Source organism: Blastococcus colisei (genome assembly GCF_006717095.1).
In the GTDB taxonomy this organism is placed as follows: Bacteria; Actinomycetota; Actinomycetes; order Mycobacteriales; family Geodermatophilaceae; genus Blastococcus_B; species Blastococcus_B colisei.
In genome coordinates, this window is the sequence record NZ_VFQE01000001.1 from 3,854,851 (window position 1) to 3,867,607 (window position 12,757).

General features: G+C 73.0%; 16 protein-coding genes and 1 tRNA gene. 7 read left to right on the plus strand and 10 right to left on the minus strand.

Annotated features, from left to right (window positions below):
- Positions 1 to 21: 21 nt before the first annotated feature.
- Positions 22 to 1,176: an acyl-CoA dehydrogenase family protein gene (locus tag FHU33_RS18280; protein WP_142026652.1), complete on the minus strand. Its 1,155-nt coding sequence runs from the start codon at positions 1,174 to 1,176 to the stop codon at positions 22 to 24.
- A gap of 154 nt (positions 1,177 to 1,330) precedes the next feature.
- On the opposite strand from FHU33_RS18280, the gene FHU33_RS18285 reads away from it, so the two are divergent.
- Entirely contained in the window at positions 1,331 to 1,777 is a 447-nt protein-coding gene (locus FHU33_RS18285; protein WP_170182517.1) for an STAS domain-containing protein, read from the plus strand.
- A 3-nt stretch (positions 1,778 to 1,780) separates the two neighbouring features.
- Here the strand turns inward: FHU33_RS18285 and FHU33_RS18290 are convergent, their stop codons facing one another.
- Positions 1,781 to 2,635, minus strand: coding sequence for an aldo/keto reductase (locus FHU33_RS18290; protein WP_142026654.1), 855 nt, complete (start codon positions 2,633 to 2,635; stop codon positions 1,781 to 1,783).
- A gap of 131 nt (positions 2,636 to 2,766) precedes the next feature.
- On the opposite strand from FHU33_RS18290, the gene FHU33_RS18295 reads away from it, so the two are divergent.
- Positions 2,767 to 3,366, plus strand: coding sequence for a histidine phosphatase family protein (locus FHU33_RS18295; RefSeq protein ID WP_142026655.1), 600 nt, complete (start codon positions 2,767 to 2,769; stop codon positions 3,364 to 3,366).
- Between the two features lie 34 nt (positions 3,367 to 3,400).
- On the opposite strand, the gene FHU33_RS18300 is transcribed toward FHU33_RS18295, so the two are convergent.
- Complete coding sequence (locus FHU33_RS18300) at positions 3,401 to 4,465, minus strand: EAL domain-containing protein (protein ID WP_246063823.1); 1,065 nt, start codon at positions 4,463 to 4,465, stop codon at positions 3,401 to 3,403.
- Between the two features lie 182 nt (positions 4,466 to 4,647).
- On the opposite strand from FHU33_RS18300, the gene FHU33_RS18305 reads away from it, so the two are divergent.
- Complete coding sequence (locus FHU33_RS18305; protein ID WP_142026657.1) at positions 4,648 to 5,259, plus strand: TetR/AcrR family transcriptional regulator; 612 nt, start codon at positions 4,648 to 4,650, stop codon at positions 5,257 to 5,259.
- Positions 5,260 to 5,321: 62 nt separating this feature from the next.
- Here the strand turns inward: FHU33_RS18305 and FHU33_RS18310 are convergent, their stop codons facing one another.
- Together FHU33_RS18310 and FHU33_RS18315 are read right to left on the minus strand one after the other, a co-directional pair.
- Entirely contained in the window at positions 5,322 to 5,816 is a 495-nt protein-coding gene (locus FHU33_RS18310) for a DUF427 domain-containing protein (protein ID WP_142026658.1), read from the minus strand.
- 4 nt (positions 5,817 to 5,820) lie between these two features.
- On the minus strand, positions 5,821 to 6,075 hold the full coding sequence (locus FHU33_RS18315) for a DUF3618 domain-containing protein (RefSeq protein ID WP_246063825.1): 255 nt from the start codon (positions 6,073 to 6,075) through the stop codon (positions 5,821 to 5,823).
- 64 nt (positions 6,076 to 6,139) lie between these two features.
- Between FHU33_RS18315 and FHU33_RS18320 the strand changes: the two genes are divergently transcribed.
- Positions 6,140 to 6,220, plus strand: a tRNA-Leu gene (locus FHU33_RS18320).
- 19 nt (positions 6,221 to 6,239) lie between these two features.
- Here FHU33_RS18320 and FHU33_RS18325 read toward each other — a convergent pair.
- The 3 genes from FHU33_RS18325 to FHU33_RS18335 form a co-directional block, all read right to left on the minus strand.
- The gene (locus FHU33_RS18325; protein ID WP_142026659.1) at positions 6,240 to 8,237 is read right to left on the minus strand and encodes a putative bifunctional diguanylate cyclase/phosphodiesterase; all 1,998 of its coding nucleotides are present in this window, start codon (positions 8,235 to 8,237) and stop codon (positions 6,240 to 6,242) included.
- Positions 8,238 to 8,342: 105 nt separating this feature from the next.
- On the minus strand, positions 8,343 to 9,278 hold the full coding sequence (locus FHU33_RS18330) for a DUF6910 family protein (protein ID WP_142026660.1): 936 nt from the start codon (positions 9,276 to 9,278) through the stop codon (positions 8,343 to 8,345).
- A gap of 43 nt (positions 9,279 to 9,321) precedes the next feature.
- Positions 9,322 to 9,762, minus strand: coding sequence for a cupin domain-containing protein (locus FHU33_RS18335; RefSeq protein ID WP_170182518.1), 441 nt, complete (start codon positions 9,760 to 9,762; stop codon positions 9,322 to 9,324).
- A gap of 126 nt (positions 9,763 to 9,888) precedes the next feature.
- On the opposite strand from FHU33_RS18335, the gene FHU33_RS18340 reads away from it, so the two are divergent.
- Entirely contained in the window at positions 9,889 to 10,500 is a 612-nt protein-coding gene (locus FHU33_RS18340) for a class I SAM-dependent methyltransferase (protein WP_142026662.1), read from the plus strand.
- A 79-nt stretch (positions 10,501 to 10,579) separates the two neighbouring features.
- Positions 10,580 to 10,846, plus strand: coding sequence for a hypothetical protein (locus FHU33_RS18345; protein WP_142026663.1), 267 nt, complete (start codon positions 10,580 to 10,582; stop codon positions 10,844 to 10,846).
- 22 nt (positions 10,847 to 10,868) lie between these two features.
- On the opposite strand, the gene rdgB is transcribed toward FHU33_RS18345, so the two are convergent.
- Both rdgB and rph read right to left on the minus strand, forming a co-directional pair.
- Positions 10,869 to 11,495 (minus strand): RdgB/HAM1 family non-canonical purine NTP pyrophosphatase, encoded by a 627-nt coding sequence (gene rdgB, locus FHU33_RS18350; protein WP_142026664.1) that lies wholly within the window; start codon positions 11,493 to 11,495, stop codon positions 10,869 to 10,871.
- On the minus strand, positions 11,492 to 12,229 hold the full coding sequence (gene rph / locus FHU33_RS18355; protein ID WP_142026665.1) for a ribonuclease PH: 738 nt from the start codon (positions 12,227 to 12,229) through the stop codon (positions 11,492 to 11,494). The genes rdgB and rph overlap by 4 nt, the downstream gene beginning before the upstream one ends.
- A gap of 77 nt (positions 12,230 to 12,306) precedes the next feature.
- Between rph and FHU33_RS18360 the strand changes: the two genes are divergently transcribed.
- Positions 12,307 to 12,711, plus strand: coding sequence for a YjbQ family protein (locus FHU33_RS18360; RefSeq protein ID WP_142026666.1), 405 nt, complete (start codon positions 12,307 to 12,309; stop codon positions 12,709 to 12,711).
- Positions 12,712 to 12,757 lie beyond the last annotated feature (46 nt).

Consider the following 12,757-nt stretch of genomic DNA (forward strand, 5'->3'; position numbering starts at 1 on the left):
GCGACGAACCCGGGCGCCGGGTCAGCCACGGGCCATGCCGGCCTCGCGCAGCAGGCCGCTGCCGATGATCACCCGCTGCACCTCGCTGGTGCCCTCGTAGAGCCGGAACAGCCGTGCGTCGCGGTAGAACCGCTCCACCGGCGTCGTCCGCAGGTATCCCATGCCACCGTGCACCTGCACCGCCGCGTCGGTCGCCCGGCCGACCATCTCGGTGCAGAAGAGCTTGGCCGACGACGGGCCGATCGACATGTCCTCGCCGCTGTCGTACCGGGCAGCGACCTCGCGCACGAGGCTCCGGCCGGCGAGCAGCTCGGCGTGCATGTCCGCGATCAGTCCCTGGACCAGCTGGAACCGGCCGATGGGGGCGCCGCCCTGCTTGGCGGTCGCGGCGTAGGCGACCGACTCGTCGAGCACCCGCTGCGCCATGCCCACGCACAGGGCGGCGATGTGCAGGCGGCCGCGGGAGAGCACCGTGAGCGCCTTCGCGTACCCCCGGCCCTCCTCGCCGATGAGCGCGTCGGCGGGCACGCGGACGTCGTCGAAGAACACCTCGGCCGTCCAGGCGCCCGACTGCCCCATCTTCTTGTCCTTGGGGCCGACGCTGACGCCGGGCGTCGTGGTCTCGACGACGAAGCTGGAGATGCCGCGGCCACCCCGCTCGTCGGGATTGCTGCGGGCGAAGACGACGAACAGGTCGGCGATCGGCGCGTTGGTGATGTAGCGCTTGCTGCCGTTGATCACCCATTCCTCGCCGTCGCGGCGGGCCGTCGTCCGCAGGCCGGCCGGATCGGAGCCGGCCTCGGCCTCGGTGAGGGCGAAGGAGCCGATCATGGAACCGTCGGCCAGCCGCGGCAGGTACTTCTTCTTCTGCTCGTCGGTGCCGAACTTGGCGATGACCTGCCCGGCGATGCCGTTGTTGGTACCGAACAGCGACCGGAACGCCGGGGTGGTGTAGCCGAACTCGAAAGCGAGCTGGACGTCCTCGGTCATGGTCACGCCCAGGCCGCCGTGCTCCTCGGGGAGCGCGTAGCCGAACAGCCCCATGTCGGCCGCCTGCGCCCGGAGGTCGTCGGGGATGCGGTCCTCGTCCTCGATCTGCTCCTCGCGGGGCACGACGGAGTCGCGGACCAGCTGGCGCACGGCGTCCCGGATCTGGCGGAAGTCTTCAGCGTCCACGCGGCCATGGTGACGCCTGCGCCGTCGCGGTGAGCGGCCGGGGTCCATCGACGGCGCGCCGCCCGCAACACAAACTTCTTGCAATCGAACGGTCGCTCTCCGTTGTGGAAGAGAGGGAGACGACCTAGCCTCGGAACTGGCCACCGTCGTCCGGGTGGCCGACGCGTCCCAGTCGTCGGAGGCATGTGTGCCCCTGCTCAACGCCACGCTCGTCCCGGCACCGGACCAGGTCGTCGTCCGGCTCACCGGGGACGCCGACCTGTCGACGGCACCGTTCGTGGCCGACGTCCTCACCCAGGCCGGGAGCCTGGGCACGCGGCAGGTCGTGGTGGACCTGGGCAGCGCGCGCTTCTGGGACTGCTCCGGCCTGCACGCGCTGGCCAGGTTCACCCGGGAGCTGACCGTGGCCGGCCGGGCCTGCCGGATCGTGGGTGCACAGCGGGAGACCCGCCGGCTGATCGGCATGGCGAACCTGGCCGGGGATCTCCAGCTCGACGGCCTCCCGACCGCACCGGCCAGGCGCGTCACCTCGACCGGGCGCACGCCCCTCCGGGAGCCCGTGGCCGTGGCCGACGGCCTGGTGGCCGCCGGTCACCGCTGAGGGTCAGGCGAGGGCGTCCAGCCGTGCCATGTCCTCGTCGGAGAGGGTCAGCCGCGCCGCACCGAGGTTCTCGGTGAGGTGGTCCACGGACTTGGTGCCCGGGATCGGCAGCACGACCGGCGACTTCTGCAGCAGCCAGGCCAGCGCCACCTGCGACGGCGTCGCATCCAGTTCACGGGCGATGTCGGCGACCGGGCTGGCGGGTGCGGCGAGGTCGCCGGTGGCGATCGGGAACCACGGGATGAAGGCGATGCCCTCGGCGGTGGCGTGGTCGAGGACGTCCTGGCTCTGCCGATTGATCAGGTTGTAGAGGTTCTGGACGCTGACGATGTCGACGATCTCGCGGGCGGCCTGCAGTTCCTCGACCGAGACCTCGGAGAGGCCGATGTGGCGCACCTTGCCCTGCTCCTGCAGCTCCTTGAAGGCGCCGAGCTGGTCGGCCAGCGGGACCTCGGGGTCGATGCGGTGCAGCTGGATCAGGTCGATCCGCTCCAGCCGGAGGTGCCGCAGCGACAGCTCCACCTGCTGCTTCAGGTACGCCGGCCGGCCGACGGCGGTCCAGATGCCGGGGCCCTGACGGGTCAGACCGGCCTTGGTCGCGATGACGAGCTGCTCCGGATAGGGATGCAGCGCCTCGGCGATGATCTGCTCGCTGACCTCGGGGCCGTAGGAGTCGGCGGTGTCGATGAAGTCCACGCCCTGCTCGACGGCGGCCTGCACGACCCGGACCGCGGCGGCCCGGTCGGCCGGCTCGCCCCAGACGCCCGGGCCGGGCAGCTGCATGGCGCCGTAGCCGAGGCGGTGGACAGGGAGGTTCCCGCCGATGGAGAAGGTGTCAGCGGGCGCGACCGTGGTCATGGGTCCTCCTGGGATGGGGGCGGCCCCGGGCGGATGCGCTCGGGGGTCTCCTTCGGCCAGCGCAGCAGCCGGTGATGCTCTTCCCGTCGTCCCGCGATGTGACCGGCGCCACGATCGATCGAGGAGGCCCCATGGGCGAGGTGGTGGTCGTCCGGCACGGGGCGACGGAGTGGAGCCGGAACGGGCAGCACACCGGGATGAGCGACCCGCCCCTGCTCCCCGACGGCGAGGACGACGGCCGGCGGCTGCGCCCGGTGCTGGCCGACCGGCAGCTCACGCACGCCTTCGTGAGCCCGCTCGCCAGGGCCCGGCGCACCGCCGAGCTGGCCGGGCTGCTCGACGGCTCGGTCGACACCCGCACCGAACCGGATCTGGTCGAGGTCGACTACGGCGGCTACGAGGGGCGGACGACGAAGGAGATCAGCGCGGAGCTCGGTCGCCCCTGGTCGCTGTGGGCCGACGGCACGGTGCCCGGGGAGACCCTCGGGGAGGATCTCGCACAGGTGGCCGAGCGGGTCGACCGGGTGCTCGCCCGGGTACGGCCGTTGCTCGACGACGGAGACGTGGTCCTGGTCGCGCACGGGCACGTGCTGCGGATCCTCACCGCCCGCTGGCTGGGGTTGGCACCCGAGGCCGGCGCGCTGTTCCCCCTGGCCACCGGGCGTTACGGCGTCCTCGGCACCGAGCACTCCTGGCCCGCCCTGACCGGCTGGAACACCGGTTGCCCCTGACGCCGCCGGTCAGCCGGATCGCGGCGGCTACCCCTCACCGCCGCGCGGGGGTGACCGGCTGCCAGCGCCCCTCGAGCTCCTCCACCGGCGGGTCGGGCCGCACCGGCCGGCCGAACAGCCAGCCCTGACCCAGGTCTGCACCGAGGGCGGTGACCTCCTCGGCCAGCCGCTCGGTCTCGATCCCCTCGGCCACGACCACGGCCCCCAGCTGGTGGGCCAGCTCGGTCACGGCCTTCAGGACCGTGCGCGCTCCGTCGTCGGGCAGTTCCTGCACCAGCCGCTTGTCGAGCTTCACCACGTCGGGCCGGACGGCGGCCAGCAGTGACAGGCTCGACCAGCCGGCGCCGACGTCGTCCAGGGCGACCCGCCAGCCCAGCGACCGGTAGTGGTCGAGGATCGAGACGAGGTGGCCCCGGTCGGCGATGGCGTGGGACTCCACGACCTCGAAGACCAGCTGCTCCGGCGCGATCCCGGTGTCGTGGACGACGCGCTCGGTGCCGACCAGGCAGACCTGCGGCCGGTAGATGGAGGTCGGGTTGAAGTTGACGAACAGGTCGTCGTCCCCGAGCCAGGGCACGGCTCCGGCGATCGCCGACTCCCGGCCGATCCGGTCGAGTCGGTGCAGCCAGCCCGCCTGCTCGGCGACGAAGAAGAGGTCACCGCCGCCGACCTCGCGGCCGTCGACGACGCCGCGCAGCAGCGCCTCGTGGGCGACGACGGAGCGGTCGGCGAGGGAGACGATCGGCTGGTAGACCGACCACAACTCCGCCTCGGCCAGCACTCCCACCTCGACGGTCACGCCGCGGCGAGCCAGCTCCACGGCCAGGGTCGGTGCCGTGAGCAGCCGGGCGGTGAGCGGGGCGCCGTCGGCCGGCGGATCGGTGACCACCCGAACCGCCTCGGTTTCGGCGGCGGTGAGCTCGCGGGCGAGCCGCTGGAAGAGCATGTCCAGGCGCCGCCCACCGCGGTCGTCGCGGATGTCGACGAGCTGCGGCGACGGGTGGACGGTCATGCCCATCGCCTTGGCCAGGCGTGAGACGGTCGGCAGCACGTGGCCGATGGAGGTCGCCAGCAGGGCGCGGGTCGCGGGCCCCGGCACCTCCCAGTTCTGGCGACATCCACAGACACCGCCGCAGATGGTTCCCACGAACGCAGGATGACTCACGGTGCGTTCCCGACCGGGCAGGCGCGCGGCGGTCGTCCGGCCCGTCCAGGTGATTGCCAGTCAAGTGACAGCGAAGTTCTGGAACGTTGCCAGCTTTATTGTCTAAGGTCAGCCGCATGATCGCCGTTCCGACAGCCGACGTCGTCCGCCCGAGCCGTGGTGGCCGCCCCCGCGACCCCAGTCGCGACGGAGTCATCCGCGCCGCCATCCTGCGGCTGCTCGCGGACGTGGGCTACGGCTCCCTCACCATGGACGCCGTCGCATCGGAGGCCGGGGTCGGCAAGGCGACGATCTACCGCCGCTGGCGGACCAAGCAGGACCTGGTCGTGGACACCATCTCCGACCTCAACCGCATCGAGGCCGCTGCGGTCGACACCGGCTCCCTCGAGGGCGATCTGCGCGCGATGATGCACAAGATGGTGGCGATGATCGACGGCCCGTCGGGCGCGGCCACGCTGTCGCTGCTGTCCACGATCCCGCACCAGCCGGCGCTCGCACAGGCCTTCCAGGAGGGCCCGCTCGCGGTGTGGCGGAAGGCGTTCGAGGACCTGTGGGCGCGCGCCGAGGCGCGCGGGGAGATCCGGCCGGGCCTGGCGAACTCGGTGATCGCCGAGACGACGAGTGCCCTGATGGTGCAGCGGTGGCTCCTGACCGGGCTACCCGTGGACACGGCCTTCGCCGACGAGGTCCTCGACACCGTGGTCATGCCCCTGATCCGCACCGCCTGACCGAGTGGCCCTGGCGGGCGCCCCTTCCGCATGGCGGAGGGGGCGCTCGGTGCGTCAACGGCCTACCAGCCGAGGGTGCCGGGCTCGCCCTTGAAGGGCCCGACGACCTCGTCGGTGATCCAGCCGCCGTAGAAGCCACCGGCCTGCGGGCGGACGTGCTCGCCGTCGAGGGTCGCCCGGCCGACCCGGCCGGGATAGAAGGCGACCGCACCCCGCAGGTGCTCGAAGCCGCGGGTGGGGTCCTCGTAGGACCAGCCGACCGCCGGGAAGCGGCGCCCGTCGACGACGGCGTCCCAGTAGGTCGCCGCGCCCTTCCACTCGCACCACGAACTGCCCGAGGCCTGCTCGAGCACGCCGTCGGCGACGTCGTCGCGGGGGACGTAGTAGACCGGCGGGTGGCTGGTCTCGCAGACGCGGACCGCGCGCACGGTGTCGGCGACCACGCGGCCACCGATCTCGACGACGACCCGCTTCGGGATTCGGTCCGCCGACGGCGGGCGGGGGTAGTCCCAGACCGACTCCTGGCCGGGACCGACGGGATCGCGGCGCCGGGGCACCGGATCAGTCGTTGCGGTGCCGGATCTTCTGGACGACGACGACGGTGACCAGCAGCCCGACGGCGGCGACCGTGGCCTGGCCGGCGGGCGTCTGCAGGAAGCGCTGGACGGCGAGCCTGCCCTTGGCCTTGATGCGCGTCGGGCTGGTCCGGTAGGTCAGCTGGTCCAGGGTGGCGGCCAGCGACTCGCGGGCGGCGTCGATCTCCAGCTGGATCTGTCGTGGGTCGCGAGGCACGGCGACAGCCTGCCAGACGTTCATCGGTCCAGCTCGCCCGGGAACGGCAGCGACACCCGCGTGGGGTACTTCTAGACTCCTGCGCTGAGCGGGAGTGGTGTAACGGCAGCCACGCCAGACTTAGGATCTGGTGCCTTCGGGCGTGGGGGTTCGACTCCCCCCTCCCGCACCGAGACGGCCGGGTGCCGTCAGCTGCGGAGGACTCCCCGGGTGGCGTCGTACCAGCCCTCCAGCTCCGACGCCGGCATCGGTCGGGCCAGGTGGTATCCCTGCGCGAGATCGCAACCGGCCGCCCGGAGCCGCTGCCAGGTGGCCTCGTCCTCGACCCCCTCCGCCACCGTCGTCAGGCCGAGGTTGTGCCCGAGCTCCACGACCGCGCGGACGATCAGCGCGTCGCTGCGGTCGGTGGTCATGGAGGCGACGAACGAGCGGTCGATCTTCAGCTGGTGGATCGGCAGGTCCTTGAGGTGCGCCAGCGACGTGTAGCCGGCACCGAAGTCGTCGATCGACAGCGTGATGCCGGCGTCGGCGAGCCGGCCGAGGATCTGCTGCGCCCGGGCGGGGTCGGCCATGATCGCGCTCTCGGTGACCTCCAGTTCCAGGCAGGCGGCCGGCACTCCGCGGCGGACGAGCAGTTCCAGCACGTCGTCGACGAAGCCGTCGTCGAGCAGGTTGCGTGCGGAGACGTTGACGGCCACCTGCAGCGTTCGACCCTCCGCCTGCCAGCGCGCGCACTGGGCCAGCGCGGTGTCGATGACGTACCGGGTCAGCGGGTGGATCAGCGGCGTGCGCTCCGCGAGCGGGATGAACAGCGCCGGCGGGATGATCCCGCGCTCGGGATGCTGCCAGCGCACGAGGGCCTCGACGCCGCAGACCTCCTCGCTGACCATCGCCATCTTGGGCTGGTAGTGCAGCACCAGCTCACCGGAGTCGATGGCCCGGCGCAGCTCACCGAGCAGGCCGAGACGTTCCGGGCTGTGGTCGTCCAGCCCCGTGTCGAAGACGCACACGCCGACACCACGGTCCTTGGCGGAGTACATGGCGATGTCGGCATTGCGCAGCAGCGACTCCACGTCGCCCCCGTCCACCCCCGAGAGCGCGATGCCGATGCTGGCGTCGACGTCCAGGGTGGCGCCCTCGGCCTCTATGGGAGCCTCCATCGCGGCCTGCGCCCGGGCTGCCAGCTCGAGAGCGGCGTCCGCCCCATGCACGTTCGGCAGCAGGATGGCGAACTCGTCGCCCCCCAGCCGGGCCACGGTGTCCGTGGCCCGCACCGCACCCAGCAGCCGCTCGCCGACGACCTGCAGCACGACGTCGCCGTACGCGTGCCCCAGCGTGTCGTTGATCTCCTTGAACCGGTCGAGGTCGATCAGCATGAGGGCCACGGTTCCCGGGCCCGCGGCTGCCGCGTCCAGCGCTGCTGCTGCACGCTGGCGCAGCAGCGTGCGGTTCGGCAGTCCGGTGAGGGCGTCGTGCAGGGCCTGCTGCCGGTTCTCCTCGGCCCGCGCGGCCGTTTCGCGGCGACTGCGATGCAGGACGGTGGTGCACCAGGCGACCAGCGCCAGGCCGACACCGAACACGGCCGGCGTCACCCACAGCAGCACCTGGTGGGCGCCGCGCAGGTCGGCCAGCGCTTCGTCGGCGGCACTACGGTGCTCCCACACCTCGGCCTGGACGACCTCTTCGACGGCGTCGAAGTGCACCTCGACGTGCTCCTCCTCGAACTCCTCTGCAACGGTCGGGTCGGTGCGAGCCACGTCGAGAAGTTCCGCGACCGTCGCCTCGTACCGGGCCTGCAACCCCAGCCAGCGCTCCAGCTGCTGCAGATCCTCGCCGTGCGCGGTGCCGATCCCCCGGAGCGCTTCACGGGTGGCCCCGGCGGCCGCCTGGTACGCGGCTCGTGTCCCGGCGTCGTCCTCGACGACGAGGTCGTCGACGAGTTCCTCCTGCATCGCCAAGGACTGCTCGGCCGCATCCGCCAGCTCCGAGACCTCGACGCTGAGCTCTGCCTCGGTCGCGGCAGCGGCGTTGGTGATCGCCGCACCCACCGAGAAGACGGTGAGCACCAGCAGGACGGCGACGAGGCCGGCCGAGGCCGTGTGAGCCGAGAGCCGCAGCCTCCGTCCCGCGCTATCCGCGGTCCGCCGCTCCCTCGAAGCGGGGACAGCGGTCGGCTGGCTCGTCATAGGGGCTGGCGTCCTCGTGTCCGGCGGGTCGCCCGATGCGGCCGCGCACCCGGGACATCGGCGGGAGGACGCCGCACCTGCAACGGCGCCGAGGCAGACCTCCCCCTATCGGGGGAACGACCTAGGAAGCTCGACGCGCAGGTCGATCGCGGCCGACGGCGTGTCCGGATCGTCGTCGTCCACGACGGCCAGCAGGTGCACGTGTCCGTCGCGGACCTCGCGGAGCGCCAGCCCCTCGACCTTGTGCACGTGGCCGTCCACCTCGGGGATCGGCGCGACGGCCAGCACCTCCTCGCCGTCCACCAGCGCGAGCGCCGTCGCGACGACCGGCCCGTCGTCGACCGCGTTGGGGCTGTCCTCCGCCGCCGCGCTCAGGAGCACCCGGCCGTCGGGCAGCGTGACCGCGTCGGTGACCGCCAGCCCGACGCCGTCGACCTCACCCAGGTCGTAGACGCGCGGCGACCCGACGGAGACCGACGCCGCATCGGTGCGTCCGAGGACCACGGGAACGAGCTCCTGCAGCGGCACGTCCACGCTGGCGGAGGAGACGCCTGCGGCGAGGTTGCCGCGGTTGAACCAGCGCACCAGGTCGCCGTGCCGGCTCGCCCCCTCGAGGTTCAGCTGGTCCATCGGCAGGCCGAGCCGGGCGGCGACGTGTGCGTACAGCGGACCGAGACCGGTCACCTGGACCTGCGGCTGCCCGTCGACGAGTCGCACGAGGGCGCCACGCATCCGTCGATCCGTCGAACCAGACCCGAGCAGGAGGACGGCGGGCTCGCCGTCGACCTCGGCGGGGCAGGCCACCTCGAGGTCGGGCTTGAGGCGCTTGGTGCCGGCGGCCTCGGTGAACCGGTCGAGGCCCGCCACGGGCGGCAGCACCCGCACCGGTGTCACCGAATCCTCGTGCAGCCAGGCAGCGACGGTGGCGTCGTCCTGCGCCACGAGCCAGCCCGCGCCCAGCGGCGCGATGCCGGAGGCGGCGGTCACCGGCGACCCGTCGTCGAAACGCAGCGCCCTGACCTCGTCCACGTAGATGAGCACCGGCGCTCTGTGCCCGGGGAGCGGCGAGCGCACGCCTGACCGGTCAGCCCGGGTAGTCGCCCACGATCTCGGTGCCGTGCTCTGCCGCCAGCGCGACGAGCCGCTCAGGGTCGGCCAGCAGCTCCTCCTCCCCCGCTCGCACGACGGCCTCGAAGAAGTGCTCCATCCCCGCGGGCGAGACGACGGTCAGCATCCGCACCGCGTCGTCCCCGAGCCGCCGCAGCGCATGCGGCGTGCCCCGCGGCACGAGGAGGAACGCACCCGGCCCCGCCTCGGTCTCCGCGCCGTCCATCCACACCCCCGCCCGCCCGGAGACCACGTAGAAGGCCTCCTCCGCGCCGGTGTGGGTGTGCAGGGGCGTGCTGTCGCCCCAGAACTCCTCCTCGACCAGCCAGTACGCGCCGCCGGTCGCCGCCCCGTCGGCCTTCGTCGTGTACGTCGAGCCCAGCGCGGTCAGCCGCCGGCCTTCCGTCGGTTCCAGCACGGGCACGAGCCACCTCCGACCGCCGCCTCCAGCACGGACGCCCACCGTGCCGACGGCCGCGCCCGGCGTCAACCGCCTGACGGACCACGGCTTCCGTCGCGCGGCGCCGCGGGGCATGCTCCGGCGATGGGCCTCTACGGCAACCACCTGCGGCCCCGGCTGCACGCCTACGCGCTGGACGACCGCATCACCGGCGAGGTGCGGGCCCGGGTGTGCGCCGGGCTCACCGGCGACGTCCTGGAGATCGGCTACGGCGCAGGGCTGAACCAGCCGCACCTGCCGGCCGCGGTGACCGGCGTGTGGGCGGTGGAGCCGTCGACGACGGCGCTGCGCCTGTCGCAGGAACGCCGGGACGCATCAGCAGTTCCGGTCGTCGTCGCCGGCGACGACGCGCAGTTCCTCGACCTCCCCGACGACCGCTTCGACGCCGCGCTCTGCACCTGGGTCCTCTGCGGCATCCCGGATGCCGGCGCCGCGCTCGCGGAGGTGGCGCGCGTCCTCAAGCCGGGCGGGAGCCTGCACTTCGTCGAGCACGGTCTGGCCCCCGATGCGGGCGTCGTCCGCTGGCAGCGCCGCGTCAACGGGGTCAGCAGGGTTGTCTCCGGATGCCTCCTGGACAACGACGTCGACGCGTTGCTCGCCGCCTCCCCGCTGACCGTCACCGCACGCACCACCTGGTACGAGAAGGCGGCACCGAAGGCGGCCGGTCACATGTACGCGGGTCGCGCCACGGCCTGACCGCCTCGTCCTCACCCGTCCGGGGTGGGAGGGGGCAGCGGTCCTCAGGACGGGCGCCGGCCGGTCCGAACACCTGACCATGACCACCCGCCCCTCCTCGGCCTCGTGGCTGCCCGCGGCGATCGCTCGCGCCGCCGTCGTGAACGCGCCTCCCGCCCAGGACGTCCCCCGCTCCGGCCGCCACAGCGCCCCCGAGGTGCCCGGCACGATGCGGATCGCCACCCCGGAGGGTCTGCTGCGTACCGGCCGGCACGCCGAGCCCGAGTGGAGCCGCGACCTGCACGACCCGAAGCGCGACGAGGCCGACTCGCTGTCGTGGCTGGGCTTCCGGCCCACCCGCCACTGAGATCCAGCGCGGCGAACCTGACTCAGCGCCGCGCGAGCACCCCGGCGAGCACCGGCACCAGGGCGGCGAAGGCCTGCCCGCGGTGGCTGCGCGCGTCCTTCTCCCCGGGGGACAGCTCCGCGGAGGTGACGTCGAGCCCTTCGGGCACGAAGACGGGGTCGTAGCCGAAGCCGTTGCTGCCGCGCTTCTCACGGATCAGCCGGCCGCGCCACTGCCGTTCGATGACCTGCTCCGCACCGTCGGGGGTGACCAGCGCGGCCGCGCAGACGAACGCCGCGCCCCGCCTCTCGTCGGGCACGTCGGCGACCTGCCCCAGCAGCAGGGCCGTGTTCGCGTCGTCGTCGCCGTGCCGGCCCGACCAGCGCGCCGAGAGCACGCCCGGCATCCCGTTGAGCGCGTCGACGGTCAGCCCGGAATCGTCGGCGACGGCGGGCAGCCCGGTGTGACGCACGGCCTCACGGGCCTTGAGCAGGGCGTTCTCCTCGAAGGTCGCCCCGGTCTCGGGCGCCTCCGGGTACTCCGGGACGTCCCGGAGGCCGATCACCTCCACGCCGGGGACGGCGTCCTCCAGCAGCCGCTGCAGCTCGGCCAGCTTGCCCGCGTTCCGGGTGGCCAGGAGCAGCCGGGTGGTCGCGCGAGCGCTGCTCATCGATGCGCCGCAGGTGAGGACAAGGCGTCGGCCTGCAGCCGGGTCAGCTCGCCGCACCCCGCGACGGCGAGGTCGAGCAGCGCGTCGAGCGTCCTGCGGTCGAAGACGGCCCCCTCGGCGGTGCCCTGCACCTCCACGAAGTTGCCGTCGCCGGTGCAGACGACGTTCATGTCGGTGCCGGCCGTCACGTCCTCCTCGTAGGCGAGGTCCAGTCGAGGCTCGCCGTCGATGACGCCGACGCTCACGGCCGCCACCGACTGCACGATCGCCGTCGGGCGGGCCAGCTTCTTCCGCTCCCCGAGCCACGAGACGGCGTCGGCCAGTGCGACGTAGGCGCCGGTGATCGCCGCGGTGCGGGTGCCTCCGTCGGCCTGGAGGACGTCGCAGTCGATGGCGATGCTGTTCTCACCCAGCGCGGCGAGGTCGATGGAGGCGCGCAGCGAACGGCCGATGAGCCGGCTGATCTCGTGGGTCCGCCCGCCGATGCGCCCCTTGACCGACTCCCGGTCGCTGCGAGTGTGGGTCGCGCGCGGCAGCATCGAGTACTCGGCGGTCACCCAGCCCAGCCCGGAGCCCTTCCGCCAGCGGGGCACGCCCTCGGTGACGCTGGCCGCACAGAGCACCCGCGTCCGGCCGAACTCGACGAGCACGGAGCCTTCCGCGTGGTCGAGCCAGTTGCGGGTGATGGTCACCGGGCGGAGCTGGTCGGCGCTTCGGCCGTCGGGGCGAGTCACGGGAACCGAGAGTAGATGGCCCGTGATCGCGGCCTGCCGGCGTGCACGCGTCGGCAGGCACGGCCAAGATCGACCGCATGCGATCGGAGCTGCGTGCGGTCCGGACCGGCGGCGCCCCCGTGGTGGTGGACCTGACCGACGAGTGCGCCGGCTTCGTGAAGGAGGAGACCGACGGGCTGCTGCAGGTGTTCGCCCCGCACGCGACCGCCGGCATCGCCATCCTGGAGACCGGCGCGGGCAGTGACGACGACCTGCTGGCCCAGCTCGACGAGCTCCTCCCCCGCGACGACCGCTGGCGGCACCGGCACGGCAGCGCCGGCCACGGCCGCGACCACGTCCTCCCGGCGTTCGTTCCGCCGCACGCCACCGTTCCCGTGCTCGAGGGCCTGATGCAGCTGGGCACCTGGCAGCGCATCTGCCTGGTCGACACCAACGTGGACAACCACACGCGCCACGTCCGGTTCTCCTTCCTGGCCGGCTGACCCGATCCCGCCGCCCCCGGTGCCCGCCCACGGGCCGGACACGGCA

What these genes read in the sequence shown, in the direction of transcription:
- FHU33_RS18290 (WP_142026654.1), bottom strand. Translation starts at nt 2,635, where the DNA reads ATGACCACGGTCGCGCCCGCTGACACCTTCTCCATCGGCGGGAACCTC.
- FHU33_RS18295 (WP_142026655.1), top strand. Translation starts at nt 2,767, where the DNA reads ATGGGCGAGGTGGTGGTCGTCCGGCACGGGGCGACGGAGTGGAGCCGG.
- FHU33_RS18305 (WP_142026657.1), top strand. Translation starts at nt 4,648, where the DNA reads ATGATCGCCGTTCCGACAGCCGACGTCGTCCGCCCGAGCCGTGGTGGC.
- FHU33_RS18315 (WP_246063825.1), bottom strand. Translation starts at nt 6,075, where the DNA reads ATGAACGTCTGGCAGGCTGTCGCCGTGCCTCGCGACCCACGACAGATC.
- FHU33_RS18325 (WP_142026659.1), bottom strand. Translation starts at nt 8,237, where the DNA reads ATGACGAGCCAGCCGACCGCTGTCCCCGCTTCGAGGGAGCGGCGGACC.
- FHU33_RS18340 (WP_142026662.1), top strand. Translation starts at nt 9,889, where the DNA reads ATGGGCCTCTACGGCAACCACCTGCGGCCCCGGCTGCACGCCTACGCG.
- FHU33_RS18345 (WP_142026663.1), top strand. Translation starts at nt 10,580, where the DNA reads ATGACCACCCGCCCCTCCTCGGCCTCGTGGCTGCCCGCGGCGATCGCT.
- rdgB (WP_142026664.1), bottom strand. Translation starts at nt 11,495, where the DNA reads ATGAGCAGCGCTCGCGCGACCACCCGGCTGCTCCTGGCCACCCGGAAC.
- FHU33_RS18360 (WP_142026666.1), top strand. Translation starts at nt 12,307, where the DNA reads ATGCGATCGGAGCTGCGTGCGGTCCGGACCGGCGGCGCCCCCGTGGTG.